The organism is Sphingopyxis sp. EU05-FHT14B03 (assembly GCF_058790875.1).
In genome coordinates this window covers 1,198,799-1,223,475 of record NZ_JBYTDC010000001.1, presented here as the reverse complement: position 1 = coordinate 1,223,475, position 24,677 = coordinate 1,198,799, and the positions used below count along the sequence as shown (strand labels likewise).

Genomic DNA, 24,677 nt, shown 5'->3' with positions numbered 1-24,677 from the left:
TCCCCCTGGAGAGTGGAAAGATCGTCCGGTCCTGTTGGCTCCGGACGAGTCGAGGGGGCCAGTGACAGCGCTCTATGACCGCTGTGTTACGGGGGTGTCACACTAATGAAACAGAAGGAAAGCGGTTTCCGCGCCAGCGCTACGGATTGCGCCGAAAGTGGCGCCCGAAGATTTTTGACGCCGCGCGGCGGCGATCAGCCGATATGTTTGAAGATCCAGCCGATGCTGGCACCGCCCGCGGGCGCGGTGCCGGTGACGACGAGCTGCTCGGCCGGATGCGGGCGGCCTTCGCCGTCGACCCACAGGCTTTCCTCGATGTCGAGCGCGCCCTCCGAGGTGCGGAATTGCCACAGCGGACCGCCGTTGATGCGGAGCAGCGCGCCGAGCTTGTCGGCGGTGAGGCTTGCCGACAGCGCGGGGCCGAGGTGGAAGCGCAGCACGAACGCCTTGTCGCCCTTGCGGCGGCTGCGCGGGGCGGGGAGCAGCTGGTCCTCGCCGCGCAGTTCGCGCCCGTTGGGCGACAGGATCAGCAGGCGGCGGTGGATCAGGCCATGGCGGCGGGCGTAGCCGTCGTGGCTCATCTCCAGACGGCTGCCCTGCGGCGTCTCGCGCCGGTCGAGCTCGACCTCGGTGACCCCCTTGCCGAGCGACCCGCTCGCCAGGATCGCGGTCGAATTGCAATCGGCGAGGATCAGGGTCGAATGCGCGGCGGTGGTACGCAGCCCGCGCGCGAGGTCCTCGGGGATCGTCGCGCCGGTCAGCGCCGCGCCGCCGCAATTGACGATGATGCGGTCGGCGCCGTCGCTGAGTTCGAAGGCGAGCGTCGAGGCGCAGCCCGCCTCGGTCACCCGCGCGATCGGCGGCGGCGCGGCATCGGCGAGCAGCACGACCTTGTTCGCGACGAGCCGCTGATAGCCCCAGTCGCGCGCCTGCTTGAGCGGGCGGGTGCGCACCCCGCTGGCGGTCACGATCGCCTGGATCTGCTCGGCCGCGGTCGCGCCGCTGCCTTGCCAGCTGCCCATGCCGCCGTCGGCGTGGACGAGCCCGAGCAGCGCCGGAACCGCGCGCGCCAGCACTTCCTGCACGAAAGGCGGCACCGCCATGCGGCGCATGTCATAGACGCGCGCGAGCATCGACAGCGCCATGATCGCGTCAAGCTGGGCCTGCGGCGAGCGCGCAATATTGCCGCCGTCGGCGTAGAAGCTGGTTTCCAGCACCTTGCGCAGCCCCGCCTCGCCAAAGATCTGCCGCGGTTCGCCGCCGGGCATCAGCAGCGACGCGGCGACGATGCCGGTCCAGGCGACGAGCTGGCCGATGCCGGGGCGCGTCTTGTCGGCGACGCGGTCGAGGTGGCGGGCGGCGCGCGCGAGATGGTTGAGCACCGCCGAACGATAGATGAGGTCGCTCGACGACAGGATCAGCGGCGCATGGAACGCCCAATAGAGGATGCGCCAGCCGGTGTTGTCGGCGCGCCAGGCGGGTTCGCTGACGGTTTCGCCATGCGCGGTGAGCCAGTTGCGCACCATCGCCTCGGCGATCGGGGCGCCGTCGGCGCGGGCGCCGGTCGCGGCGAGGTCGCGCAGCCAGGCGAAGCTGTGGAGATAGTCGGCAAAGGTCGGCGCGACGGCGAGCGCGGCGAAATCCAGCTCGCCGAGCGGCTGCTTGAGCCCCCGGTGGAGGAAATGCCCGGCGCGGATCGCGGTGCCGGCGCGGGTGTCGCCGGGGATCGGGTCGGTCGGCACGCCGAGCAGCTTGAGCGGGAAGCGCCCTTTCAGGCGAAAGGCGTGCAGCGGGGTGCGCCAGGTCAGGCGGGTGAAATGATTGGCGATGCGGTCGCCGAGCGACAGGCCCTTTTCGGCGGGCAGGCGGATCAGCCGTTTGCCGGGCTCGATCGTGTCGTCGATCGGCGGGGTATCGTCGCCCGCATCGGGAAGCTGGTCGATGGGGGCAGAGGTCAAGGCTCTTCCCTTCACCGATCAGGCGCCGCGGAGGCTTCGGATATTGTCGGCGTAAGCGTCCGGGCCGCCGCGGAAGGTCGCGGTGCCGGCGACGAGGACATCGGCGCCCGCGGCGATCGCCAGCGGCGCGCTCGCGACGTCGATGCCGCCGTCGACCTCGAGCCTGATGTCGCGGCCCGACTTGTCGATCATCTTGCGCACCGCCTCGATCTTGCGGAGCTGGCTGGTGATGAAGCTCTGGCCGCCGAAGCCCGGGTTGACGCTCATGATCAGCACCAGGTCGATGTCGTCGATCAGATAATCGAGCATCTTCGCCGGGGTCGCCGGATTGAGCGACACACCGGCCTGCTTGCCCAGCGACTTGATGTGCTGGACAGTGCGGTGGATGTGCGGACCCGCCTCGGGATGGACGGTGATGATGTCGGCGCCGGCGGCGGCAAAGGCGTCGAGGAAATGGTCGACCGGGCTGATCATCAGATGGACGTCGAAGGGCAGGGTGCTGTGCGGGCGCAGCGCCTTCACCACCGCGGGGCCGATCGTCAGGTTCGGCACGAAATGGCCGTCCATGACGTCGATATGCACCCAGTCGGCGCCGGCGGCCTCGATGGCGCGGACTTCCTCGCCCAATCGCGCGAAATCGGCGCTGAGGATCGAGGGGGCGATGCGGACGGGGGCGATGTGTGACGGGGGCGTGACGGGGGACATGACCACCGGCCTTAACCATCAACCCCTTGGGGGGCAAGCGGGCCTTGGGCGCCAGCGGTGGAAAAGGCGCGATGGCGGCAAGATCCTCCCTGCGGCGCTGCCGTGGGGAGGGGGGGCGCCGCGAAGCGGTGGTGGAGGGGCCGCGGGCTTGCGCCAGCCTTTGACGGCGTCGGCCCCTTCGTCAGCCGCTGCGCGGCTGCCACCTTCCCCATCGCTTCGCGACAGGGAGGACCGTTCACCGCCAGCGCCAGCCGCCCTCGGTGCGGGCGCGATAGATCGGCAGCGGCGCGAGGCCCGCGAGGACGATCGCGATCGTCATCATCGCCGGCCGGTCGCGCAGCAGCGTCGCGATGCCGGTGATCAGCGCGATGTGGAGCGCCATGAACAGCCAGCCCTGCCAGGCGATCGGCAATCCGCTGCCATAACCGCTATTCTTGGGGCGGAACCAGGGCTTCTTATCCAGGAGCAGATGCAGCATTTTTCAGCCTTCCTCTTTCGGCGGGCGGCCGCGTTTGGCGGCGACCGGCGGCTTGACCTTGATCCCGCGCCGCGCCAGCGCCTCGCGCAGCAGCACCTCGATCTGGGCGTTGGCGCTGCGCAAATCGTCCGCCGCCGCCCGCTCGATCGCGGCGTAGAGCGCCGGATCGACCCGCAGGGCAAAGGCTTTTTTGGACGACGGGGGCACGGCCTCATCCGCCTCAGTAAAGCGAGCCGGCGTTGACCACGGGCTGGGTGTCGCGTTCGCCGCACAGCACGACCATCAGGTTCGACACCATCGCCGCCTTGCGCTCGTCGTCGAGCTCGACGACGCCCTTTTCGGAGAGCAGGTTGAGCGCCATCTCGACCATCGTCACCGCGCCCTCGACCAGCTTCTTGCGCGCCGAGATCACGGCTTCGGCCTGCTGGCGGCGGAGCATCGCGCCGGCGATTTCCTGCGCATAGGCGAGGTGGGTCAGGCCGCATTCGTCGACGGTGATCCCCGCGACGCTCAGCCGTTCGATCAGCGCCTTGCGCAGCTCGACCCCGACCTCGTCGTGATTGCCGCGCAGGGTGATTTCCTGATGCTCGATATCGTCATAGGGATAGCGCGAGCCGATCGAGCGCACCGCGGCCTCGATCTGCGCCATCACGAATTCCTTGTAATCGTCGACGTCGAACAGCGCCTGCGCGGTGTCGGTGACGCGCCACACGACCTGCGCCGCCATCTCGATCGGGTTGCCGCGCAGATCGTTGACCTTGATCTTGTCCGAAATGACGTTGTTGGCGCGCACCGCGATCTTCTTGCGGGTCAGCCAGGGCAGCACCCAGCGCAGCCCGGCTTCACGGTCGGTGCCCTTGTAGCTGCCGAACAGCTGGATCGCCGCGGCTTCATTGGGGTTGATCAGGTAAAAGCCGCACAGGATCAGCAGGCCGGCCACCGCGCTCGCGACGACGACGGCCCATTTCCAGGCGACCTGGACGTCGGCGGTCGCGTTGCTGATCGCCGCCCAGGCGGCGATGCCGAGCAGCGCGAGCCAGACGAGCAGCATCAGATAGCCGCTCGCGGTCGCGGCGCGCACTTCCCGCGTCGGGTTCAAACCCGCGGTCACATTCGAATCAGTCATCATGCCCTCCGATATAATTATGATATCATATTTATATCGAATTTCGCGGCTGTCAACACGCCGGTTGCCGGCGCCGCGGCCCGGGCTTGCCAAGCCCGGTCTTCGCACCCCAATATCGGCGATATGCGCGATGATCGACAAATTACGGAAAGCCTCCCCGCCCGCCTGAGCCGCTGGCTACGCCGCTATGGTCCCGCCGAAGTGGCGGCGGTCGCCACCAGCTATGGCGGCTTTCTGGCGGCGAGCGCGATGGGCGCGCCGCTGGTCGGCGCCGCCTATGCCGCGGCGATGGTGGAAAATGTCGGCTTTTACGGCGTCATGGGCGCGCAGGCGGCGTGGACCGCAGCACCGGGGCGGCGCTGGCGCGCGGTGGCGCTGCTGCTCGTCGAGTTCGGCCCCGCCGAACTGCTCGACACCTTCGTCGTGCGGCCCGCGGCGATCGGGTTCACCGTCTGGCTGCTCGGCCCGGCGCTCGGCATCCTAGCCGGCAAGCTGCTCGCCGACGTCGCCTTCTATGCGCTGGCGATCGCGACCCATGAACATCTGCGCCGCAAGGGGGTTGCGGATTGAGGGAGTCCGGCGCGGCTGGCCGGACTCCCCCGATCCCTATTCGCCGGTCGGGAAGCCGCGCTTCTTGAGCAGCGCCTTCACATCGGGATCGCGGCCGCGGAAGGCGCGATACGCTTCGGCGCGGTCGGTTTCGTTGCCGGTCATCAGCAATATGGTGCGGAACTTGTCGGCGACTTTGCGGTCCCACGGCCCCCCGGCCTCGGTGAAGGCCGCCCAGGTGTCGGCGTCCATCGTTTCGGACCACAGATAGGAATAATAGCCCGCCGAATAGGCGTCGCTGCTGAACAAATGGCCGAACTGCGGCAGGCGGTGCCGCATGACGATTTCCTTCGGCATGCCGATTTCGGCGAGGGTGTCGCGTTCCAGCTTGTCGATGTCGGTCGGCGGGGTCTTGCGGTCGTGGATCTTCATGTCGACGATCGCGCTCGACAGATATTCGACCGTCTCGAAACCCTGGTTGAACTTGTTCGACGCGAGGATCTTGTCGACCAGCGCCTGCGGCATCGGTTCGCCCGTCTTGTAGTGCGTCGCATATTTCGACAGCACTTCGGGGGTCATCAGCCAATTCTCGTTCACCTGGCTCGGGAATTCGACGAAGTCGCGCGGCACCCCGGCGAGCGCCGGGTAGTAAATATGCTGCAGCAGATAATGGATGCCGTGGCCGAATTCGTGGAACAGCGTCGTCGCGTCGTCGAGGCTGACCAGCGTCGGCTCGCCCTTCGCGCCTTCGGTGAAATTATTATTGTTCGACGCCAGCACATTGCGTTCGCCGCCCAGCGTCTGCTGGCTGCGATAGGTCGTCATCCACGCGCCCGAGCGTTTGCCGTCGCGTGCGAAATTGTCGAGATAGATCAGCCCGACATTCTCGTTCGTCTTGAGGTTATAGACTTCGAAGGTTTTGACCTTGGGATCGAAGACCGGAACGGTGCCGGTGTTTTCGCGGAAGCCGAGGTCGTAGAGCTGCCCAGCCGACCAGAACATCGCCTCGGTCAGCTTGTCGAGCTGGAGATAGGGTTTCACCTCGCTCTCATCGAGGTCGTATTTCTGCTTGCGAACCTTCTCTGCGTAGAAGCGATAATCCCACGGCTCGATGGTCAGCTTCGGGCCCTTTCCGGCCTTGGCTTCAGCGTCGGCGATCGCCTGCATGTCGGCGACCTCTTCCTTCACCCGCGCGACCGCGGCGGGCCACACCTTCATCATCAGGCCCATCGCGTTGGCGGGGGTCTTCGCCATCGTGTCGGCCATGCGGTACGCGGCGTGGTTGGGGAAACCGAGCAGTTCGGCGCGCTGCTGACGCAGCTTCAGGATTTCGGCGATCGTCGCGTTGGTATCGTTGGCGTCGCCATTGTCGCCGCGGTTGACGAAGGCCTTGTACACCTTCTCGCGCAGCGCGCGGTTGGTGGCGTTCTGCAGCACCGGCTGCGCCGACGAGCGGGTGTTCTTGATCGCCCACTGGCCGGGTTTGCCATTGGCTTCGGCGGCCGACGCCAGCGAGGCGACGAAGCCGGGTTCGAGACCCGCCAGTTCGGCCTTGTCGGTGACGAAGGTATAGAGTTTCTCGTCGCCGAGCAGCTTCGACGAGAAGGTCGAGAACAGCCCTTCGAGCTTGGCGTTCATCGCGACCAGCTTCGCCTTGTCGGGCGCCGACAGGTTGGCGCCGTCGCGGACCATCTCGTCATAGCTGCGCTCGACGATGCGGATCTGCTGCGCGTTGAGGCCGCTCGTGTTGCGGGCGTCATAGACCGCCTTGTAGCGCGCGAAGAGCTTCGGCTCGAGAAACAGCTCGGTATAGAAGGTGGAGATTTTCGGGCTCCACTCGGCGTCGATGTCCTCGACACGGTCGTTCGACTTGTTCGACGATTGCACGCCCCACAGCGCGAACACGCGGTCGGCGGTGTCGCCGGCGAGCATCATCGGGACATGGGTGTTTTCGAACGTCGCGGGTTCGGGGTTATCGATCACCGCCTGCACCTGCGCCTTGGTCTCGGCCATCGCCTGGGTGAAGGCGTCGGGGAAGAGTTCGGGATCGAGCTTGTCCCACGGCGGCACCCCTTCGAAGGGGCCGGTCCAGGGCGCGAGCAGCGGGTTGCCATCGGCGGGCGCGGTCGCGGCCGGCTGGGCAGGGGCGGCGGTTTCGGCGGCGTGGGTCATCGAGCTATAACCCACAAGCAGCGCAGTCGATGCAAGCATCATCGATGCGCGGCGAAACTGGCGGCGAGCAAAAAGGGGCGCGGTGCGCGGCATGATCGGAATCTCCCGGTGGAAAAGGTTTCGAACGAAACCATGTCGGCGGGCGTCTTAACCAGATGTGACGGTTATGTGCAAGTTTGGGGCCTGCGACCCTCCCGCCGCAAGGCAACAGCGAGGAACTCACCCCTCAAACATCGGCTGCGCGAGCCCCGGCACATCGACCCGGAAGCTGAACACCCCGCCCGCATACGGTTGCGCCGTCCGCTCGCCCTCGGTCAAATTCTTGCCCGCGCTGGTGACGAAGGCGGTGCACAGATCGTCGCCGCCGAAAGCGAGCATCGTCGGCCGCTGGACGGGCAAGTCGACCGTCTGAAGCAGTTCGCCCGCGGGCGACATGCGAACGATCCGCCACCCGTCCCACAGCGCCGACCAATAGCAGCCTTCCGCATCCACCGCGGCGCCGTCGGGGCGGCCATTGCCCTCGGGAAATTCGTGGAACAACCGGCCTTCGCCGAGCGTCCCGGTCGCGGGATCGACATCATAGGCATGGATGCGGTGCGTCGGCGTATCGGCGTGATAGAAGATACGCCCGTCGGTGCTGAACGCCGCGCCGTTGCTGGTCATTAATCCGCCGAGCATTTTTGTGAGGCTGCCGTCGGGGTCGAGACGGTAAAGCGCGGCGTCGCGTTTCGGCTTGTCAGCAGTCAGGCTGCCGATCCACAGGCGGCCGGCGCTGTCGACGCAGCCGTCGTTGAAGCGCTGGTGCGGCAAGTTGGCGAGCGCGGCGGGACCGAACGGACGCGGCACGGCGCCCCATTCGTCGATCAGCGCGCAGCCGTCGCCGAGCGCGGCAATCAGTCCGCCGCCCGCTCGCGGCGCGACGCAGCCGACCGGTTCGGCCAGTTGCATCCAGTCATGGTCGCCGGTCGCGGGATCGAGCCGATGGATCTGCTGGGCGTCGATATCGACCCAATAAAGGCGGGCTTCGCCGGCGTGCCAGCGCGGCGACTCGCCGAGCAAGGCGCCGGCGTCGAGGAGAAGTTGGACCATCGGCGGCGTGTAACCTGCGCCGTCGCCGCTGCCCAGCGCCTGCAAACCTATTCGTCGCTGCGGCTTTGTGCGAGCGATGCCGCGACATTCATGCCGTAACGGCATTTCTACTTGACGTGCACGTAAACGTAAGGTCAGGTGGCGGGCGAAGGGCGCGCGCCAGCGCGGCCATACACGCGCGCCGGCTCCCCGCTTTCGTCCGGCCGTCATACGGGAGAAGAAGACGATGTCGCTCGATAACCTGTCGCGCTCGGCCTATGGCGAGGATCATGAGGCGTTCCGCGCCACGGTCCGCCAGTTCCTCGAAAAGGAAGTCGCCCCCAACGCCGCGCAATGGGCCGAGGACAAGATCGTTCCCAAGTCGATCTGGCCCAAGGCGGGCGAACTCGGCATGCTGTGCCCGACGGTGCCCGAGGAATATGGCGGTCTCGGCCTCGACTTCGGCTATAATGCGATCGTTGATGAAGAAAGCGCCTATTACGGCCGCGCCACGACGGGCTTCTCGCTCCAGTCGGACATCGTCACCTCCTATATCGTCAAATATGGCAGCGAAGAGCAGAAGAAGCACTGGCTGCCCAAGATGGTGGCGGGCGAGGTGATCACGGCGATCGCGATGACCGAACCGGGCACCGGTTCCGACCTTCAGGGCATGCGCACGACCGCGAAGAAGGATGGCAATCATTATGTCATCAACGGGTCGAAGACTTTTATCACCAACGGCCAGAACGCCGACCTGATCCTCGTCTGCGTCAAGACCGACACCGAGATCCAGCCGGCATGGAAGGGCGTGTCGATCGTCCTCGTCGAGGCCGATCGCGAGGGCTATGAGCGCGGCCGCAATCTCGACAAGATCGGGCAGGACGAAGCCGACACCTCGGAAATGTTCTTCAACGACGTCCGCGTCCCGATCACCAACTGCCTCGGCGAAGAGGGGCAGGGCTTCATTTATCTGATGAGCGAGCTGCCGCAGGAGAGGCTGTCGATCGCGGTCAGCGCGCAGGCGGCGTCGCAGCGCGCCTTCGACGACACGGTCGAATATACCCGCGACCGCAAGGCGTTCGGCAAGCCGATCCTCGATTTTCAGAACAGCCGCTTCGTGCTGGCGGACCTCAAGGCCAAGCTCCAGGTCGGTTGGGCGCATCTCGACTGGGCGCTGGCGCGTCACATGAAGAAGGAACTGACCCCCGAAGAGGGCGCCGCGGCGAAGCTGTGGCACACCGAGTTGCAGTGGGAGGTGATGGACAAATGCCTCCAGCTGTTCGGCGGCTCGGGCTATATGAACGAATATCCGATCGCTCGCGCCTGGCGCGCCGCGCGCGTGACGCGCATCTTCGGCGGCACCAACGAAATCATGAAGGAACTGATCGGGCGGAAACTCTGACGGCGGCATGAGCAATAAATAGGGACAGTCCCTATTTATGCAGAACAGTCGCCAGGCAATTTGATGTCACCGGGCATAAATAGGGACTGTCCCTATTTATTGCGCCCCACGAAGAAAGGAACTCCCCATGGCTCATGCATATATCGTCGACGCCGTCCGCACCGCAGGCGGCAAGCGCGGCGGCCGGCTCGCCGGCGTCCACCCCGTCGACCTTGGCGCCGCGGTGTTCGACGCGATCGCCGACCGCAATGATTTCGACACGTCGAAGATCGACGATGTCATCACCGGCTGCGTGTCGCAGGGCGGCCAGCAGACGATGGATTTGGGCCGCAACGCCGTGCTCGCGTCGAACCTGCCCGACTCGATCCCCGCGGTGACGATCGACCGCCAGTGCGGCTCGTCGCAGCAAGCGATGATGTTCGCGGCGCAGGCGGTGATGTCGGGCACCCAGGACATCGTTCTCGCCAGCGGCATCGAAAGCATGACCCGCGTGCCGATGGGCAGCGTCGCGACCTTGTTCATCAAGGAAGGCCTCGGCCACTATAAGTCCGAGCGGCTCGAGGAAAAATATCCCGGCATCATGTTCAGCCAGTTCATGGGCGCCGAGATGATCGTCAAGAAACATGGCTTCACCAAGGACGACCTCGACGCCTTCGCGCTCGAAAGCCATCGCCGCGCCAAGGCAGCGACCGAGGCGGGCCATTTCAAGCGTGAGATCGTCGGGATCGAGATCGACACCCCCGAAGGCCGCCAGGCCCATCTGGTCGACGAGGGAATCCGTTTTGACGCGACGCTGGAAGGCATCGCCGGGGTCAAGATCCTGCAGGAAGGCGGCACGATCACCGCCGCCTCTTCGAGCCAGATTTGCGACGGTGCGTCGGCCGCGCTGATCGTTTCGGAACAGGCGCTGAAGGACCATGGTCTCACCCCGCGTGCACGCATCCATCACATCTCGGTGACCGCGGGCGACCCGGTGATCATGCTCGAAGAACCTTTGTTTGCGACCGAAAAGGCGCTGAAGAAGGCGGGCATGAAGATCGAGGACATCGACGCCTATGAAGTGAATGAGGCCTTCGCGCCGGTGCCGCTCGCCTGGCTGAAATATCTCGGCGCCGACCATGCGCGGCTCAACGTCCATGGCGGCGCGATCGCGCTCGGCCACCCGCTCGGCGCCAGCGGCACCAAGCTGATGGCGACTTTGCTCGGCGTGCTTGACGCGACCGGCGGCAAATATGGCCTCCAGACGATGTGCGAAGGCGGCGGCCAGGCCAACGTCACGATCATCGAACGGCTTTGACGAAATCTCCCCTCCCGCTTGCGGGAGGGGTTGGGGGAGGGCCTGTGCTCGCGCCCCCGACATGCCCCACCCAAACCCTCCCCTGAAGGGGAGGGCTTCTAGGAGAAACCCATGAAACTCGATTCCACCGTTTCCGCCGTCGTCACCGGCGGCGCCTCGGGCCTCGGCGCCGCGACCGCGCGCGCGCTCGCCGCCAAGGGCGTCAAGGTCGCGATCTTCGACCTGCAGGAAGAAAAGGGCACCGCACTCGCGGCCGAACTCGGCGGCGTGTTCTGCGAATGTAACGTCACCGACGACGCGTCGGTCGACGCCGCTTTCGCCAAGTCGCGCGAAGCGATCGGCCAGGAACGCATCCTCGTCAACTGCGCCGGCACCGGCAACGCGATTAAGACCGCGAGCCGCTCGAAGGAAGACGGCAGCATCAAGCATTTCCCGCTCGATGCCTTCAACTGGATCATCCAGATCAACCTCGTCGGCACCTTCCGCTGCATCGCCAAGTCAGCGGCGGGCATGATGACGCTGCCGCCGATGGAAGACGGCGAGCGCGGCGCGATCGTCAACACCGCGAGCGTCGCGGCCGAGGACGGCCAGATCGGCCAGGCCGCTTACTCCGCATCGAAGGGCGGCGTCGTTGGCATGACGATCCCGATCGCGCGCGACCTCGCGAGCGAGAGCATCCGCGTCAACACGATCCTGCCGGGCATTTTCGACACCCCGCTGCTCGCGGGCGCGCCGCAGAATGTCCGCGACGCATTGGGCGCCTCGGTGCTCAATCCGAAGCGCCTCGGCAACCCGGCGGAATATGCCGGTCTCGCGCTGACGATGATCGAGAATGGCTATTTCAACGGCGAGGACGTCCGCCTCGACGGCGGCATCCGCATGGGCCCGCGCTGATATGGCTAAACCGGAAAGCTGGCGGCTCGATGCCGCCAGCTACCCCGCGTCTATCGAATTGCAGACGCGGTTCCAGGACATGGACATCAACGGCCACCTCAATAATGTGGCCTTTGCGGCGCTGTTCGAAAGCGGCCGGGTGCTCCTAAACCGCGAGGTGCGGCCGCTGATCGATCGCCCCGCGAACGAGCGCACGATGGTCGCGATGGTCGAGATCAATTATCTGGGCGAGGGCAATTTCCCCGACCCGGTGACGATCACCAGCGGCATCGGCCGCATCGGCACGTCGAGCTGGACGATCGTCCAGGCGATGTTCCAGAATGGCCGCGCGATCGCGAGCTGCGACACCGTGGTCGTGTGCCGCACCGACGGTCAGGCCAAGCCGCTGCGCGCCGAGATGGTCGCGGAACTGACCGACAAGCTGGTGACGCCGGCCAATCGATAGGGACTATCCCTGTTATTCGTCGATCGTCGTATCGCTGTCCGGGATCGACCGGATCAGGTCGCGGGCAAAGCCGATCAGGCCAATCTGGCGGCGACGCTTCAGCCGTTCGGCGCGCAGGATCGCCATGACTTCGCCATAGCATTCGTCGACCTGATCGTTGATCAGCACATAGTCATAGCCGTCCCAGTGGCTGATCTCGTTCGCGGCGCGCGCCATGCGCGCGGCGATCACCTCGTCGCTGTCGGTGTTGCGCGCGCGCAGGCGGCGTTCGAGTTCTTCCATCGTCGGCGGCAGGACAAAGACGCGCACGACGTCGGGGCCGGCCTCCTGATACAATTGCTGCGCGCCCTGCCAGTCGATGTCGAACAGCACGTCCTTGCCGGCATCGAGCAGTTCGTCGACGCGCGCGCGGGGGGTACCGTAACGATGGCCGAAGACATGCGCCCATTCGAGGAACTCGCCTTCGGCCGCCATCTGCTTGAACGTTTCGGTATCGACGAAATGATAATCCTTGCCGTCGACCTCGCCGGGGCGCGGCGGGCGCGTCGTCGCCGAAATCGACAGCGCGATATCCGGATCGGCGAGCAGCATCTTTTTCGAGATGGTGGTCTTGCCCGCGCCCGAGGGCGAGGAGAGGACGAACAACACGCCGCGGCGGTTGAGGTGGACGCTTTCAGCCATGCGGGCTAATTGCGCGACAGCGCGGCGCGGTCAAGCGGGAAGGGCGACGATGATCCTGGGGGTTTCACGAAAAGGCTGGCTGGTCGCCGCGGGGCTGATCGCGCTGTTCACCGCGATCCTGTTTGCGATGGGGCGCCCGCCGATCTGCCCGTGCGGGACGATCAGCCTGTGGCACGGCACCGTCCAGTCGAACCAGAACAGCCAGCAGATTTCGGACTGGTACAGCTTCAGCCACATCATCCATGGCTTTATCTTCTATGGCCTTGGCCGCTGGCTGCTCCCGCGCCAGCCCTTGTGGGCCCTGCTGGCGCTCGCGATCGGGATCGAGGCGGCGTGGGAAATATTGGAAAACTCGCCGATCATCATCGACCGCTATCGCGAGGTGACGATGGCGTTCGGCTATTCGGGCGACTCGATCCTCAATTCGGCCAGCGACGCATTGTTCATGATCGCGGGATTCCTCGCGGCGAGCCGGATGCGTTGGTGGGTGACGGTCGTCATCGCCATCGTCTTCGAACTGTTCACCTTGTGGACGATCCGCGATAATCTGACGCTCAACGTCCTCATGCTCGTCTCGCCGGTCGAGGCGATCAAGGAATGGCAGGCGGGCGGCTGACGGCCTCCGCCGCCGGGCGGTTTCGGCGCGGCGCCGAACCCCGAGGACGGGGCGGATGTACGAATCGGTTCAGCCCGAACGGACCCGTTCCGCTCGATCGACAGCCCGAGAACCCGTGACCCCCGGCCATAGTTGACGGTTCGTCATATTTTTTGTACGAGCGAAACATCTATAACCTAGATATATAAGTCAGGGAGAGGCAGATGAAGCTCGGCAAGGCGTTCGCCGCTGGCACGATGGTGGCCATGGGCATCGGCGGATGGGCGGTCCCGTCCGCCTTCGCGCAGGACACGGGCGAGACGGTCGACACGTCGGACGCGATCGACGGCGATATCATCGTCATGGCGCGCAAGCGCGAAGAACGGCTTCAGGACGTGCCGCTCGCGATCACCGCGCTGTCGGGCGAATCGCTGACCAACCAGTCGATCCAGAGCTTCCGCGACCTGCAGGAACAGACGCCGTCGCTGTCGATCAACCCGGTTTCGGCGGACCGCAACTCGACCGCCATCTCGCTGCGCGGCCAGACGCAGACCGACGCGCTGCTCACCACCGACCCCGCGGTCGGAATCTATCTCGACGGCGTAAACATCGCCAAGACGATCTCGACCGAAATGTCGAACCTGATCGACGTCGATCGCGTCGAGATATTGAAAGGGCCGCAGGGCACGCTGTTCGGCCGCAACACCACCGGCGGCGCGATCAATATCTTCTACAAACAACCGACCGACCATTTCGAAGGCAAGCTCGTCCTGCGCACCGACGAATATCGGCGTCGCGGCGCGTCGGCGATCGTCAATGTGCCGCTCGCGAGCACGCTGGCGCTGCGCGTCGTCGGTCAATATGACAAGCGCGACGGCTATGGCCGCAACCGCGTCGACGGCAAATATATCGGCGGCGACCTCAACGGCGGCAACCTGCGCGCGGCGCTGCGCTGGGACGTCAGCGACGACATCGACCTGACGCTGCGCGGCGACTACAACAAGGCCAGCACCTCGACCCTCGCCTGGCATATCGCCGGGGTGCGGCCGACGTCGGCGCTGCTGACCAACGCGATCGCCCAGGGCGGCAGCCTCGCCGACATCCTCGCGCAGAACGCCGACTATCGCGACGTCAACCATGGCGGCGAAAGCATCAGCCGGATCGAGGCATGGGGCACCTCCGCCACGCTCAACATCCGCCTGAACGACAGCATCGACTTCAAATCGATCAGCGCCTATCGCGAACTCGACCGGCTGACGCAGCACGATCTCGATGCGACGACCTTCAACCTCATTCTCGTTCGCCAGCCGACACGGCAAAAGGTCTTTACGCAGGAATCGCAGATTTCCGGCGTGTCGCTCGACGACCGGCTGAACTGGATCTTCGGCGCCTTCTATTCGCGCGAAACGGGCACCGACGGCACGCGCACGATCAACTATAACACGACCACCAACGTCGACGGCCGGACGGTCAATGTCACCGATGGTTCGGTCGAGAATTCGAGCATCGCGGGTTTTGCCCAGGCGACCTTCAAGCTTACCGACGCACTCAGCCTGACCGGGGGTCTGCGCTATACCAAGGACACCAAGGCGCTCGATTCGCGCAACCGGGTCGACCGGCCGCTGGGCACCTTCCTGCGCTGCAATCTGCCCACCGCGATCGTCGGCACTGTGACGACCGAGGCCGGCTGCGTCGCCAATCTGAAGCAAAGCTATTCCGACTGGTCCTATATGGCGACGCTCGATTACAAGCCGCGCGACGGTCTGCTTTTCTATGCCCGCACCGCACGCGGTTACAAGGCGGGGGGCTTCAACCTGCGCGGCGGCGCCGATCCACTGACCTTTCAGCCCTTCGATCCCGAAACGGTCACCGACTATGAATTGGGACTCAAGTCCGACTGGTTCGACCGCCGCCTGCGCCTCAACTTGGCGGGCTATATCTCGAAATATGACGGGATCCAGCGCACCGTGGTCGTCGGCAGCTCGCTGCCGCCGCCGAGCCCGCCGACGCTGACCGTGGTGCGCAACGCCGCGAAGGGGACGATCAAGGGTTTCGAGGCGGAGGCGACCGCGGTGCCGCTCGACGGCCTTACGCTGCGCGGCGCGCTCGGCTATGTCCACGCCCGCTATGACGATTATGTCAGCAACGGCGTGGATCGTTCGTTCGAACGTTTCCCCTATCTGCCGACATGGAACTGGTCGCTGTCGGCGGCTTATGAGCATGAGATGCCGGGCGGGCCGCTGCGCGCACAGATCGACTATGCCTATAAGGGCACGCACGACGGCGCGCCGAGCAGCCTGACCGATCCGTTGACCAAGAGCTGGACGACGATTCAGGGCTATGGTCTGCTCAACCTCCGCATTTCCAAGACCTTCGAAAAGCCGTCGATGAATGTGGCGCTGTTCGTGAAGAACCTGACCGACAAGCGTTATGGCACCACTGTTCTCGATTTCTCGGGCAGCCTTGGTTATGTGCTCACCGCGCCGGGCGATCCGCGGATCATCGGCGCCGAAGTCAGCTTCGACTTCTGACGTCAGGGGCGGGACCGGTGTCCCGCTCCTTCATCGCGCAGGTGCCTAGTGGATGACGGGGCGGGGATGCGCCTCGTCGATCGGGATCGCCGGGGGCAGCGCATCACCCATGCTCTCGCCGTCCGAAAGCGGTTCGCCGGTGCCGGCATAGCTATCGACCACGCCTTCGCGGGCGAGTTCGGGATCGAGCGCATGCGCTTGCTCCGCTGCCTTGCGCGCCGCGGCGCGGTCGGCCCATTTCTTGGTGAGATACCCCGCCGCGCCCCAGGCTGCGATCGCGGCATAACGCTGGGGAAAAAGGCGCCTTGCTGCGAACAGGGTCGCCGCGCCGATCACCGCGCCGGCGACGGGATGGCCGCCCTTCTGCTTTCCGATGGCGCTGCCGAGAACGCCGCCAACAATCCTGCCGATCATGCCCATCTCTCCTTCTCCCCATCAATCCCCGGAGGGCCGGGTCGGTTCCGCACCCAGCATCGTGCGCGGGTCGACGACGCGGTCGAAGGTGTCCGCATCGACATAGCCCAGATCGAGCGCGGCCTCGCGCAGCGTCGACCCCGTCTCATGCGCATGTTTCGCGATCTTCGCCGCCTTGTCGTAGCCGATTTCGGGCGCCAGCGCAGTGACGAGCATCAGCGAGCGGTTCATCAGTTCGTCGATGCGGCCGCGATTGGGTTCGAGCCCGATCACGCAATGCTCGGTGAAACCCGCCATGCCGATCGCGAGCAGGTCGATCGAGCGCAGCACGTTCGATCCGATCAGCGGCTTGAAGACGTTGAGTTCGAGATGCCCCTGTAGCCCGCCGACCGTGACGGCCTGATGGTTGCCGACAACCTGCGCCGCGACCATCGTCAGCATCTCGCACTGGGTCGGGTTGACCTTGCCCGGCATGATCGAGCTGCCGGGTTCGTTCGCGGGAAGGTCGAGTTCGCCGAGGCCGGCGCGCGGACCCGAGCCGAGCAGGCGGATGTCGTTGGCGATCTTGGTCAGCGCGACCGCGAGCGTGTTCAGCGCGCCCGAGAAGAAGACGAGCCCGTCGTTCGACGCCAGCGCCTCAAACTTGTTGCGCGCGGGTTCGAAGGCGATGCCGGTGGTCTTCGACAGCTCGGCGGCGATCGCGACATCGAAACCCGCCGGCGCATTGAGTCCCGTGCCGACCGCGGTGCCGCCCTGCGCAAGCTTGTTGATATTGTGGGCGAGCGCGCCCTCGATCCGCGCGCGGCAGGCGATCAGCTGCGCGACATAGCCCGAGAACTCCTGTCCCAGCGTCAGCGGGGTCGCGTCCTGCAAATGGGTGCGGCCGATCTTGACGATGTCGGCCCACGCCTCGACCTTGGCCGCCAGCGCGTCGGTGAGGGCGACGATCGCGGGCAGCAGCCGCTTCGTCGTTTCGATCGCGACCGCGACATGGATCGCGGTCGGGAAGCTGTCGTTCGACGACTGCGCCATGTTGACATGGTCGTTGGGGTGGACGGGCGACTTGCCGCCGCGCTGCCCCGTCAGCGCCTCATTGGCGATACCCGCGATCACCTCATTGGCGTTCATGTTCGACTGCGTGCCGCTGCCCGTCTGCCAGATGGCGAGCGGGAATTGGCCGTCATGGTCGCCCGCGATCACCTTGTCCGCCGCCGCGACGATCGCGTCGGAAATCCCGGCGTCGAGGCCGTGGGCGCGATTCACCGTCGCGGCGGCGCGCTTGACCCGCGCCAGCGCGTGGACGATCGGCAACGGCATCTGTTCGTGCGCGGGAAAGGCGAAATTGTGGCGACTGCGTTCGGTCTGCGCCCCCCAATAGGCGTCCGCCGGAACCGCGATCTCGCCGATGCTGTCGCTCTCGATCCGCGTTTCGCTCATCCGATCAGCATCCGCGTCACCAGCACCGCGCCCGCCCAGATCGCCGCGACGGTGCCGAGCAATTGCCAATAGCCGCTGTCGCCGACGCGCGGACGCAGCCAGCCGGGGGCGAGCCAGACGATGACCAGTGCCGGGGTCGGCGCGAGCAGGCTGAAGCGCAGGATACCGTCACCGATATCGCTGCCGGTGCCGCCGCTTTCGAGGAGCGCAAAACCCTCGACCCCCCACCAGAAGGCGGCGGTCAGCACGACCATGCCGGCGAGCGCCCAATATTGCCAGAAGCGGCTGGGGGGCCATGTGGGGCCGCCCATGACGCTAACGTTTCTTGCCGAAATCCACGGTGACGACGTTCGTCCCGTCCTCGGTCGTCACGTCGGGGCGGTCATTGTCGGCCTCGTCATGCGGTTCGGGTTCGGCGCCGTCGTCGCTCACCTGGAACTGCAGCCCGAAATCGACCGACGGATCGACGAAGGCGGTGATCGCGGCGTAGGGGATCGTCAGGATCGACGGGGTCTGGTTGAACGACAGGCCGACGCTGAACAGGTCTTCCTCGACCGTCAGGTCCCAGAACCGGTTCTGCAGCACGATCGTCATTTCGTCGGGGAATTTGGCGATCAGATGCGCGGGAATATCGACCCCCGACGCTTGCGTCTTGAAGGTGATATAGAAATGATGCTCGCCGGGCAGGCTGTCATAGCCTTCGATCTGGCGCAGCACGCGGCCGACCACCGCGCGCAGGGCGTCCTGCACGATCTCGTCATAGGGAATCAGGCTGTCGCGAACGTCTTCAGTCATGGCGCAGGGGGATGAACGCCGGTCGCGTGCCGGTCAAGGGGGGAGAGTCGCCTTGCAACGCGAAAAGTGGGTGCTATGGCGTCGGCCATGCGAACCGCCACCGTCCAGCGCACGACCAAGGAAACCGACATCGCGATCGCCGTCAATCTCGACGGCACCGGCGATTATGCGGTGTCCACCGGCATCGGTTTCCTCGACCATATGGTCGAGCAATTGTCGCGCCACTCGCTGATCGACATCTCGATGCAGGTGAAGGGCGACCTTCATATCGACCAGCATCACACCGTTGAGGACAGCGCGCTCGCGCTCGGCGAAGCGGTGGCGAAGGCGCTCGGCGACAAGCGCGGCATCGCGCGCTACGGCGAGGCGCATGCGCCGATGGACGAGACGCTGACCCGCTGCGTCCTCGATATCTCGGGGCGTCCGCACTGCGTCTATAAATCGTCCTTTTCGCAGCCGCGCCTCGGCGAGATGGACACCGAGATGTTCCCGCACTGGTTCGCGAGCTTCGCGCAGGCGGCGGGCATCACGCTGCACATCGAGATGCTGTACGGCGAGAACAACCATCATATCGCCGAAAGCATGTATAAGGCGCTGGCCCGCGCGCTGCGCCAGGCGGTCGAGATCGACCCGCGCAAGGGCGATGCGATTCCGTCGACCAAGGGGGTCCTCTAAGGACCGTCCGATGAGCGCCATCGCCCTGATCGACTATGGCGCGGGCAATCTTCGCTCGGTGCACAATGCGCTCGTCGCCGCGGGCGCGACCGACGTTGCCGTTACCGCCGATCCGGATATCGTCGCGAAGGCAGACCGCATCGTGTTGCCCGGCGTGGGCGCGTTCGCCGCGTGCATGAACGGGCTTTCCGCGATCCCCGGGCTGATCGACGCGATGGAACAGCGCGTTCGCGGGCAGGGCGCGCCCTTTCTCGGCATCTGCGTCGGCATGCAATTGCTCGCCGACGCGGGCGAGGAGCATGGCACGCATCAGGGCCTCGGCTGGATCGGCGGCACGGTACGCGCCTTCACCCCCGCTCCCGGGCTACGCATCCCGCATATGGGCTGGAACGATGTCGTCCCGGCGCGCGACCATCCGGTGATCGCGGCGGGCGAGGCCTATTATCTCCACTCCTATCATTTCGCCGACGCGACCGACGTCGCGGCGACGAGCGACCATGGCGGGCTGTTCACCGCGGCGGTCGCGAAGGACAATATCGTCGGCGTCCAATATCACCCCGAAAAAAGCCAGGCCTATGGCCTCGCAACGCTCGAAAGATTTCTCGCATGGCGGCCCTGACCATCTTCCCCGCGATCGACCTCAAGGGCGGCCAGGTGGTGCGGCTTGCCGAGGGCGATATGGCGCGCGCGACCGTCTATGGCGACGATCCGGCGGCACAGGCGCGGCTGTTCGCCGCTGCGGGCGCGTCTCACCTGCACGTCGTCGACCTCGACGGCGCCTTCGCGGGGACAAGCGTCAACGGCGCGGCGGTCGAGAGCATCGTCGCGGCCTTCCCGGGCAAGGTGCAGGTCGGCGGCGGTATCCGCGACCGCGCCGGCGTCGACCGCTGGCTGGCGCTCGGCGTCAGCCGCGTGATCATCGGCACCGCGGCGCTGAAAGACCCCGAATTCGTCAAATCGGCGGCGCGCGACCTGCCCGGCCGGATCGTCGTCGGGGTCGATGCCCGCGACGGCATGGTCGCGACCGAGGGCTGGGCCGATGTCTCCGACGTCCGCGTCGAGGATCTTGCCCGCCGTTTCGAGGATGCCGGCGTCGCCGCGCTGCTGTTCACCGATGTCGGCCGCGACGGCCTGCTCAAGGGCTGCAACGTCGAGGCAACGGTCGCGCTGGCCAAGGCGGTCGCCATCCCGGTGATCGCGAGCGGCGGCGTCGCCGACATCCACGATATCCACGCGCTGCGCCCGCATGTCGCCGACGGCATCGAGGGCGTGATCACCGGGCGCGCGCTATACGACGGGCGGCTCGACCTTGCCGAAGCGATCGCGGTGGGCAATTCCCCTCCCGCTGGCGGTAGGGGCTAGGGGAGGGCATGTCTAAAGCGTTTCCGTCCCGAAATATGCCCTCCCCCAACCCCTCCCACAAGTGGGAGGGGAGCAGATGACCGTCCGCGTCCGCGTCATCCCGTGCCTCGACGTCGCCGACGGGCGTGTCGTCAAGGGCGTTAATTTCGTCGACCTGCGCGATGCCGGCGATCCGGTCGAAGCGGCGCGCGCCTATGATGCTGCGGGCGCCGACGAACTCTGCTTTCTCGACATCGGCGCGAGCCATCAGGGGCGGGGTACCTTGCTCGACATGGTCAGCCGCACCGCCGAAGTCTGCTTCATGCCGCTGACGGTCGGCGGCGGGGTGCGCAGCGCCGACGATGCGCGCGCGCTGCTGCTCGCCGGCGCCGACAAGGTCGCGGTGAACAGCGCGGCGGTCGCGCGGCCCGAACTCGTCGCCGATATCGCCGACCGTTTCGGCAGCCAGTGCGCGGTGGGCAGCATCGATGCGCGGCGTGTGGCAGAGGACCGCTGGGAAATCTTCACCCATGGCGGGCGCACGCCGACCGGGGTCGATGCGTTGGAGCATGCGGTGCGGCTCGCCACCCTCGGCGCGGGCGAATTGCTCGTGACCAGCATGGACCGCGACGGCACCAGGGACGGCTACGACCTCGCGCTCACCCGCGCGATCGCCGATGCGGTCAGCGTGCCGGTGATCGCATCGGGCGGGGTCGGCAACCTCGACCATCTCGTCGCCGGCGTGGTCGAAGGCGGCGCGAGCGCGGTGCTCGCCGCGAGCATCTTCCACTTCGGCGAAGCGACGATCGCCGACGCCCATGCACGGCTCGCCGCAGCGGGACTGCCAGTGCGCGTGCATTAATCCGCTTGCGAGGGGTGGTCAGGGCGGAATCGGACTGCAATAGAAGCCCGATGCAAAGCAAACTCCGCATCGCCGACCGTACCAACGACATTTTCCCGATCCTCGGCTTCGTCGCCGCGATGGCGAGTTTCGCGATGCCGCTGAACGCCTGGCTCGTCGCCTTCATCCTGATGGGCGCCGTCGTCGCGGCGGTCCATCATGCCGAGGTGATCGCACATCGCGTCGGCGAACCTTTCGGCACGCTGATCCTCGCACTCGCGGTGACGGTGATCGAGGTTGGCCTGATCCTGACCCTGATGCAGGCCGAACCCGAGAAGGCGCAGACACTGGCGCGCGACACGGTGTTCGCGGCGGTGATGGTGATCCTCAACCTGCTGATGGGGCTTTGCCTGCTAAGCGGGGCGATCCGCCATCATGAACAGCGGTTCCAGCGTACTGGTATCGGCGCCGCGCTCGCGACGCTGACGGTGCTGACGGTGGTGACGCTGGTACTCCCCAATTTCACGTCGAGCGCGCCGGGGTCCTTTTATTCCCCCGTCCAGCTCGGTTTCGTCGCGGCGGTGTCGCTGATCCTCTATGCGACCTTCGCGCTGGTGCAGACGGTTCGCCACCGCGACTATTTCCTTCCCGACGGCGATGCTGACGGGGACGGTGAACCTGATGCGCACGCCGCGCCCCCGACCGTCCAGCGCACCGCGATATCGGGCGCGCTGCTGCTCGCCAGCCTGGTCGCGGTCGTCCTGCTCGCCAAGAATTTGTCGCCGGTGATGGGCGCGCTGCTGTCCGACTGGGGCGCGCCGCCGGCGGTGCTCGGCGTGCTGATCGCGGCGCTGATTCTCGCGCCGGAAGGGCTTGCCGCAGTGCGTGCGGCGAAGGCCGATCGCTTGCAGACCAGCCTCAACCTCGCGCTGGGTTCGGCGCTGGCGACGATCGGCCTGACCATTCCCGCGGTCGCGATCCTGTCGATCATGACCGACCTGCCTATCAGCCTCGGCCTCGACGCCAAGTCGACCGTGCTGCTGTTCCTGTCGCTGATCGTGTCGGTGCAGACGCTGGCGAACGGACGAACGACGGTGCTGCAGGGGGTGATCCACCTGATGCTGTTCGCGATCTACCTGTTCACGACCTTCGTGCCCTAATGCGTCGCCCCCGCGAAGGGCGACTAGAGTCACGTGCCTCTTGTCGCGGCCGTTGGCGATGTAGCGCAAGGTCGATAGGGGCCCCTGCCTTCGCAGGGGCGACGACTATGTCTTCCGAACGAATACAGTCCCTGCGCTATACCCCGCGCCGAACGAACAGATCAGCCCGGTGTCGCCCGCGCTCATATCCTCATGGTTCAGGTGGAAGGCGATGATCGACCCCGCGCTCGAGGTGTTGCCATAGGTGTCGAGCACCGTCGGGCTTTCGTCCTCGCTCGCCTCATGCCCCAGCACGCGCTGGGCGATCAGGCGGTTCATGTTGGTGTTCGCCTGGTGCAGCCACAGCCGGCGCATGTCGCCGCCCTCCAGCCCCAGTAGCTCCATCTGCTCGACGATCAGGTTCGCGACCCAGGGCACGACCTCCTTGAACACCTTGCGGCCTTCCTGGACGAACAGCTTGTCGGTCTTCGGTCCTGACTGGTCGATGCCGCCGTGGCCGCGATTGAGGAACCCGAAATTGTTGCGGATGTTGTTCGAGAATTGCGTTTTGAGCTTGGTGCCGAGGATGTCCCAATGGCCCGTCGGGGCGATGTCCTTGTCCTCGACGAGGATCGCGGTCGCGACGTCGCCGAAGATGAAGTGGCTGTCGCGGTCGCGCCAGTTGAGATGGCCCGAACAGATTTCGGGGTTCACGACGAGCACGCTCTTCGCGTGGCCGGCGCGGATATAGTCGGCGGCGGTCTGGATGCCGAAGGTCGCCGACGAGCAGGCGACATTCATGTCGAAGCCGAAGCCGTCGATACCGAGCGCGTCCTGGATCTCGACCGCCATCGCCGGATAGGGGCGCTGCATGTTCGACGCCGCGCACAGCACCGCATCGACGTGGCTCGCATCGCGTCCGGCACGCGTCAGCGCGTCTTTCGCCGCGGCGACGCCGATTTCGGCGAGCAACGAAATCTCGTCATTGCCGCGGTCTTCGAGGCGCGGCGCCATATGTGCGGGGTCGAGGATGCCGGCTTTGTCGACGACGAAGCGCGACCCGATACCGCTCGCTTTCTCGATGAACTCGACGCTCGATTCGGTCAGTTCCGCCACATCGCCCTTTGCGATGGCCTGTGCATTTTCCCTATTGTGCAGTGCAACATACTGGTTAAAACTGGCGACAAGTTCTTCGTTGGAGATGGCTTCGGCGGGGGTGAAAAGGCCGGTCGAAGAAAGTACCGGCTGCGGTGCGTGCGACATGATGGCTCTCGTGTGTCAGTTTCAAGACACGCTGATTAGGCTCCGTCGCGGCATCGCGCAACGCCCCCAAGTCGGATGAACAATCGCCAACGTCATGGTTAACCGGCCACTAACCATTTTGGTGGCAGACTGCCTAATTGCAGGCCTCCGGGGGGATGGCTCCCCGGGCGCCGTGCGGGAGCATGACCATGGCGACGCGTTCTGGACCAGCAGCCGGCGAGCTGTCCTTTGCGGAAATCAAGGAATTTGCGGGCTTCCCTGCGGCGACGCAGCGCTACATCCGCCGCTCGCTCGATATCGGGCTCGAGCGCGACGATGCGATCAGCCGCTGGTCTCGCGACATGGTCGAGGAGACCGCGATCCGCGTCCAGGCGCGCGTCTATCAGCGGATCAACGAAATTCGCGCGCATATTCCCGATGACAGCGGCCTCGACGCGCTCGAACATTTCATGGCGCCGCTCGTCGCGGTGTCGGCCTTCGATCTCGGGCAGGACCGCCTGCCGGGCTTTGCGTCCTACCGCTTCCTCTATGAACGACTGCTCGGCGCGCATGCGCGGCCGTGGCTGCCGGGTGCCTTTTGCGCGGCGGCGTCGCTGCCGCACCTGCACCCCGACAAGCGCAAGATCCTGCTCCAGTCGATCAGCGAAGCGGCGGCCACCGCCCCCGGCTGGTCCGCGCGCGAGCCGAGCTTCTACCCCGAATGGGTCGAGAAGATCGACGAGACCAGACCGGCGAATTGAGAGCGCGGTCCGCTTTGGAGCGAGAAGCGGACCCTTTTTTCCGTTCGCGTCGAGCGAAGTCGAGACACCCCGAAGGGGTGTGTTACAGAGTGGGGTCTTGCTGTTTGTCGAAAAAGAGGGGGGGTGGGGGG

At 65.8% G+C, this 24,677-nt stretch carries 26 protein-coding genes; 13 read left to right on the top strand and 13 right to left on the bottom strand.

Going from position 1 to position 24,677, the window contains the following annotated elements:
* Window positions 1-194 precede the first annotated feature (194 nt).
* The 5 genes from AC3WS4_RS06005 to AC3WS4_RS05985 all read right to left on the bottom strand — a co-directional run bounded on the left by AC3WS4_RS06005 (window position 195) and on the right by AC3WS4_RS05985 (window position 4,267).
* Complete coding sequence (locus AC3WS4_RS06005) at window positions 195-1,958, bottom strand: heparinase II/III family protein (protein WP_492735737.1); 1,764 nt, start codon at window positions 1,956-1,958, stop codon at window positions 195-197.
* Between the two features lie 18 nt (window positions 1,959-1,976).
* Window positions 1,977-2,663 (bottom strand): ribulose-phosphate 3-epimerase, encoded by a 687-nt coding sequence (gene rpe, locus AC3WS4_RS06000; RefSeq protein ID WP_492735738.1) that lies wholly within the window; start codon window positions 2,661-2,663, stop codon window positions 1,977-1,979.
* A gap of 235 nt (window positions 2,664-2,898) precedes the next feature.
* Window positions 2,899-3,141: a hypothetical protein gene (locus AC3WS4_RS05995; RefSeq protein WP_056344407.1), complete on the bottom strand. Its 243-nt coding sequence runs from the start codon at window positions 3,139-3,141 to the stop codon at window positions 2,899-2,901.
* A 3-nt stretch (window positions 3,142-3,144) separates the two neighbouring features.
* Window positions 3,145-3,348: a type II toxin-antitoxin system antitoxin gene (locus tag AC3WS4_RS05990; RefSeq protein WP_187139162.1), complete on the bottom strand. Its 204-nt coding sequence runs from the start codon at window positions 3,346-3,348 to the stop codon at window positions 3,145-3,147.
* A 13-nt stretch (window positions 3,349-3,361) separates the two neighbouring features.
* Complete coding sequence (locus AC3WS4_RS05985; RefSeq protein ID WP_492742664.1) at window positions 3,362-4,267, bottom strand: SPFH domain-containing protein; 906 nt, start codon at window positions 4,265-4,267, stop codon at window positions 3,362-3,364.
* 123 nt (window positions 4,268-4,390) lie between these two features.
* Here AC3WS4_RS05985 and AC3WS4_RS05980 point away from each other — a divergent pair, with 123 nt between their 5' ends.
* A complete protein-coding gene (locus tag AC3WS4_RS05980; protein WP_492735743.1) occupies window positions 4,391-4,837 on the top strand; it encodes a hypothetical protein in 447 nt (148 codons plus the stop codon).
* Window positions 4,838-4,873: 36 nt separating this feature from the next.
* Here the strand turns inward: AC3WS4_RS05980 and AC3WS4_RS05975 are convergent, their stop codons facing one another.
* Window positions 4,874-6,988 carry a M3 family metallopeptidase gene (locus tag AC3WS4_RS05975; protein WP_492742663.1) on the bottom strand — a complete coding sequence of 705 codons (2,115 nt, stop codon included), beginning with the start codon at window positions 6,986-6,988 and terminating at the stop codon, window positions 4,874-4,876.
* A gap of 219 nt (window positions 6,989-7,207) precedes the next feature.
* Window positions 7,208-8,077, bottom strand: coding sequence for an SMP-30/gluconolactonase/LRE family protein (locus AC3WS4_RS05970; RefSeq protein ID WP_492735747.1), 870 nt, complete (start codon window positions 8,075-8,077; stop codon window positions 7,208-7,210).
* A gap of 226 nt (window positions 8,078-8,303) precedes the next feature.
* On the opposite strand from AC3WS4_RS05970, the gene AC3WS4_RS05965 reads away from it, so the two are divergent.
* The 4 genes from AC3WS4_RS05965 to AC3WS4_RS05950 all read left to right on the top strand — a co-directional run bounded on the left by AC3WS4_RS05965 (window position 8,304) and on the right by AC3WS4_RS05950 (window position 12,094).
* A complete protein-coding gene (locus AC3WS4_RS05965) occupies window positions 8,304-9,458 on the top strand; it encodes an acyl-CoA dehydrogenase family protein (RefSeq protein ID WP_056344395.1) in 1,155 nt (384 codons plus the stop codon).
* A 127-nt stretch (window positions 9,459-9,585) separates the two neighbouring features.
* Entirely contained in the window at window positions 9,586-10,755 is a 1,170-nt protein-coding gene (locus AC3WS4_RS05960; RefSeq protein ID WP_492735749.1) for an acetyl-CoA C-acetyltransferase, read from the top strand.
* 111 nt (window positions 10,756-10,866) lie between these two features.
* Window positions 10,867-11,649 carry an SDR family NAD(P)-dependent oxidoreductase gene (locus AC3WS4_RS05955; protein ID WP_056344390.1) on the top strand — a complete coding sequence of 261 codons (783 nt, stop codon included), beginning with the start codon at window positions 10,867-10,869 and terminating at the stop codon, window positions 11,647-11,649.
* A gap of 1 nt (window position 11,650) precedes the next feature.
* Window positions 11,651-12,094 carry an acyl-CoA thioesterase gene (locus AC3WS4_RS05950; protein ID WP_187139156.1) on the top strand — a complete coding sequence of 148 codons (444 nt, stop codon included), beginning with the start codon at window positions 11,651-11,653 and terminating at the stop codon, window positions 12,092-12,094.
* A 12-nt stretch (window positions 12,095-12,106) separates the two neighbouring features.
* Here AC3WS4_RS05950 and gmk read toward each other — a convergent pair whose 3' ends face one another.
* On the bottom strand, window positions 12,107-12,775 hold the full coding sequence (gmk, locus tag AC3WS4_RS05945) for a guanylate kinase (RefSeq protein ID WP_492735752.1): 669 nt from the start codon (window positions 12,773-12,775) through the stop codon (window positions 12,107-12,109).
* A 49-nt stretch (window positions 12,776-12,824) separates the two neighbouring features.
* Here gmk and AC3WS4_RS05940 point away from each other — a divergent pair, with 49 nt between their 5' ends.
* Together AC3WS4_RS05940 and AC3WS4_RS05935 are read left to right on the top strand one after the other, a co-directional pair.
* Window positions 12,825-13,391 (top strand): DUF2585 domain-containing protein, encoded by a 567-nt coding sequence (locus AC3WS4_RS05940; protein ID WP_492735754.1) that lies wholly within the window; start codon window positions 12,825-12,827, stop codon window positions 13,389-13,391.
* A gap of 203 nt (window positions 13,392-13,594) precedes the next feature.
* Window positions 13,595-15,901 (top strand): TonB-dependent receptor, encoded by a 2,307-nt coding sequence (locus AC3WS4_RS05935; RefSeq protein ID WP_492735756.1) that lies wholly within the window; start codon window positions 13,595-13,597, stop codon window positions 15,899-15,901.
* 45 nt (window positions 15,902-15,946) lie between these two features.
* On the opposite strand, the gene AC3WS4_RS05930 is transcribed toward AC3WS4_RS05935, so the two are convergent.
* From AC3WS4_RS05930 to AC3WS4_RS05915, 4 genes are read right to left on the bottom strand one after another with little or no spacing between them, the layout of a single operon-like run.
* Window positions 15,947-16,315 (bottom strand): hypothetical protein, encoded by a 369-nt coding sequence (locus AC3WS4_RS05930; RefSeq protein ID WP_262408164.1) that lies wholly within the window; start codon window positions 16,313-16,315, stop codon window positions 15,947-15,949.
* Between the two features lie 21 nt (window positions 16,316-16,336).
* The gene (fumC, locus tag AC3WS4_RS05925; protein WP_492735758.1) at window positions 16,337-17,752 is read right to left on the bottom strand and encodes a class II fumarate hydratase; all 1,416 of its coding nucleotides are present in this window, start codon (window positions 17,750-17,752) and stop codon (window positions 16,337-16,339) included.
* Complete coding sequence (locus AC3WS4_RS05920) at window positions 17,749-18,063, bottom strand: hypothetical protein (protein WP_492735760.1); 315 nt, start codon at window positions 18,061-18,063, stop codon at window positions 17,749-17,751. Before AC3WS4_RS05920 ends, fumC begins: the two co-directional genes overlap by 4 nt.
* Window positions 18,064-18,067: 4 nt before the next feature.
* Entirely contained in the window at window positions 18,068-18,547 is a 480-nt protein-coding gene (locus tag AC3WS4_RS05915; protein ID WP_492735762.1) for an SspB family protein, read from the bottom strand.
* A gap of 87 nt (window positions 18,548-18,634) precedes the next feature.
* Between AC3WS4_RS05915 and hisB the strand changes: the two genes are divergently transcribed.
* The 5 genes from hisB (at window position 18,635) to AC3WS4_RS05890 (ending at window position 22,564) form a co-directional block, all read left to right on the top strand.
* A complete protein-coding gene (gene hisB / locus AC3WS4_RS05910) occupies window positions 18,635-19,222 on the top strand; it encodes an imidazoleglycerol-phosphate dehydratase HisB (protein ID WP_492735764.1) in 588 nt (195 codons plus the stop codon).
* A gap of 10 nt (window positions 19,223-19,232) precedes the next feature.
* Window positions 19,233-19,841: an imidazole glycerol phosphate synthase subunit HisH gene (gene hisH, locus AC3WS4_RS05905; RefSeq protein ID WP_492735766.1), complete on the top strand. Its 609-nt coding sequence runs from the start codon at window positions 19,233-19,235 to the stop codon at window positions 19,839-19,841.
* Window positions 19,829-20,584: a 1-(5-phosphoribosyl)-5-[(5-phosphoribosylamino)methylideneamino]imidazole-4-carboxamide isomerase gene (gene hisA, locus AC3WS4_RS05900; protein WP_492735768.1), complete on the top strand. Its 756-nt coding sequence runs from the start codon at window positions 19,829-19,831 to the stop codon at window positions 20,582-20,584. The genes hisH and hisA overlap by 13 nt, the downstream gene beginning before the upstream one ends.
* 76 nt (window positions 20,585-20,660) lie before the next feature.
* Window positions 20,661-21,425 carry an imidazole glycerol phosphate synthase subunit HisF gene (gene hisF, locus AC3WS4_RS05895; protein WP_492735770.1) on the top strand — a complete coding sequence of 255 codons (765 nt, stop codon included), beginning with the start codon at window positions 20,661-20,663 and terminating at the stop codon, window positions 21,423-21,425.
* Between the two features lie 50 nt (window positions 21,426-21,475).
* Window positions 21,476-22,564, top strand: coding sequence for a calcium:cation antiporter (locus AC3WS4_RS05890; RefSeq protein ID WP_056344355.1), 1,089 nt, complete (start codon window positions 21,476-21,478; stop codon window positions 22,562-22,564).
* Window positions 22,565-22,669: 105 nt separating this feature from the next.
* Here the strand turns inward: AC3WS4_RS05890 and AC3WS4_RS05885 are convergent, their stop codons facing one another.
* The gene (locus tag AC3WS4_RS05885) at window positions 22,670-23,806 is read right to left on the bottom strand and encodes a beta-ketoacyl-ACP synthase III (RefSeq protein ID WP_492735772.1); all 1,137 of its coding nucleotides are present in this window, start codon (window positions 23,804-23,806) and stop codon (window positions 22,670-22,672) included.
* A gap of 188 nt (window positions 23,807-23,994) precedes the next feature.
* Between AC3WS4_RS05885 and AC3WS4_RS05880 the strand changes: the two genes are divergently transcribed.
* Complete coding sequence (locus AC3WS4_RS05880; protein WP_056344349.1) at window positions 23,995-24,546, top strand: hypothetical protein; 552 nt, start codon at window positions 23,995-23,997, stop codon at window positions 24,544-24,546.
* Window positions 24,547-24,677 lie beyond the last annotated feature (131 nt).

Coding starts and splice junctions, on each gene's coding strand:
- rpe (WP_492735738.1), bottom strand. CDS start 2,663: ATGTCCCCCGTCACGCCCCCGTCACACATCGCCCCCGTCCGCATCGCC.
- AC3WS4_RS05995 (WP_056344407.1), bottom strand. CDS start 3,141: ATGCTGCATCTGCTCCTGGATAAGAAGCCCTGGTTCCGCCCCAAGAAT.
- AC3WS4_RS05985 (WP_492742664.1), bottom strand. CDS start 4,267: ATGACTGATTCGAATGTGACCGCGGGTTTGAACCCGACGCGGGAAGTG.
- AC3WS4_RS05980 (WP_492735743.1), top strand. CDS start 4,391: ATGCGCGATGATCGACAAATTACGGAAAGCCTCCCCGCCCGCCTGAGC.
- AC3WS4_RS05975 (WP_492742663.1), bottom strand. CDS start 6,988: ATGACCCACGCCGCCGAAACCGCCGCCCCTGCCCAGCCGGCCGCGACC.
- AC3WS4_RS05970 (WP_492735747.1), bottom strand. CDS start 8,077: ATGGTCCAACTTCTCCTCGACGCCGGCGCCTTGCTCGGCGAGTCGCCG.
- AC3WS4_RS05965 (WP_056344395.1), top strand. CDS start 8,304: ATGTCGCTCGATAACCTGTCGCGCTCGGCCTATGGCGAGGATCATGAG.
- AC3WS4_RS05960 (WP_492735749.1), top strand. CDS start 9,586: ATGGCTCATGCATATATCGTCGACGCCGTCCGCACCGCAGGCGGCAAG.
- AC3WS4_RS05955 (WP_056344390.1), top strand. CDS start 10,867: ATGAAACTCGATTCCACCGTTTCCGCCGTCGTCACCGGCGGCGCCTCG.
- AC3WS4_RS05950 (WP_187139156.1), top strand. CDS start 11,651: ATGGCTAAACCGGAAAGCTGGCGGCTCGATGCCGCCAGCTACCCCGCG.
- gmk (WP_492735752.1), bottom strand. CDS start 12,775: ATGGCTGAAAGCGTCCACCTCAACCGCCGCGGCGTGTTGTTCGTCCTC.
- AC3WS4_RS05940 (WP_492735754.1), top strand. CDS start 12,825: ATGATCCTGGGGGTTTCACGAAAAGGCTGGCTGGTCGCCGCGGGGCTG.
- AC3WS4_RS05935 (WP_492735756.1), top strand. CDS start 13,595: ATGAAGCTCGGCAAGGCGTTCGCCGCTGGCACGATGGTGGCCATGGGC.
- AC3WS4_RS05930 (WP_262408164.1), bottom strand. CDS start 16,315: ATGATCGGCAGGATTGTTGGCGGCGTTCTCGGCAGCGCCATCGGAAAG.
- fumC (WP_492735758.1), bottom strand. CDS start 17,752: ATGAGCGAAACGCGGATCGAGAGCGACAGCATCGGCGAGATCGCGGTT.
- AC3WS4_RS05920 (WP_492735760.1), bottom strand. CDS start 18,063: ATGGGCGGCCCCACATGGCCCCCCAGCCGCTTCTGGCAATATTGGGCG.
- AC3WS4_RS05915 (WP_492735762.1), bottom strand. CDS start 18,547: ATGACTGAAGACGTTCGCGACAGCCTGATTCCCTATGACGAGATCGTG.
- hisB (WP_492735764.1), top strand. CDS start 18,635: ATGCGAACCGCCACCGTCCAGCGCACGACCAAGGAAACCGACATCGCG.
- hisH (WP_492735766.1), top strand. CDS start 19,233: ATGAGCGCCATCGCCCTGATCGACTATGGCGCGGGCAATCTTCGCTCG.
- hisA (WP_492735768.1), top strand. CDS start 19,829: ATGGCGGCCCTGACCATCTTCCCCGCGATCGACCTCAAGGGCGGCCAG.
- hisF (WP_492735770.1), top strand. CDS start 20,661: ATGACCGTCCGCGTCCGCGTCATCCCGTGCCTCGACGTCGCCGACGGG.
- AC3WS4_RS05890 (WP_056344355.1), top strand. CDS start 21,476: ATGCAAAGCAAACTCCGCATCGCCGACCGTACCAACGACATTTTCCCG.
- AC3WS4_RS05885 (WP_492735772.1), bottom strand. CDS start 23,806: ATGTCGCACGCACCGCAGCCGGTACTTTCTTCGACCGGCCTTTTCACC.
- AC3WS4_RS05880 (WP_056344349.1), top strand. CDS start 23,995: ATGGCGACGCGTTCTGGACCAGCAGCCGGCGAGCTGTCCTTTGCGGAA.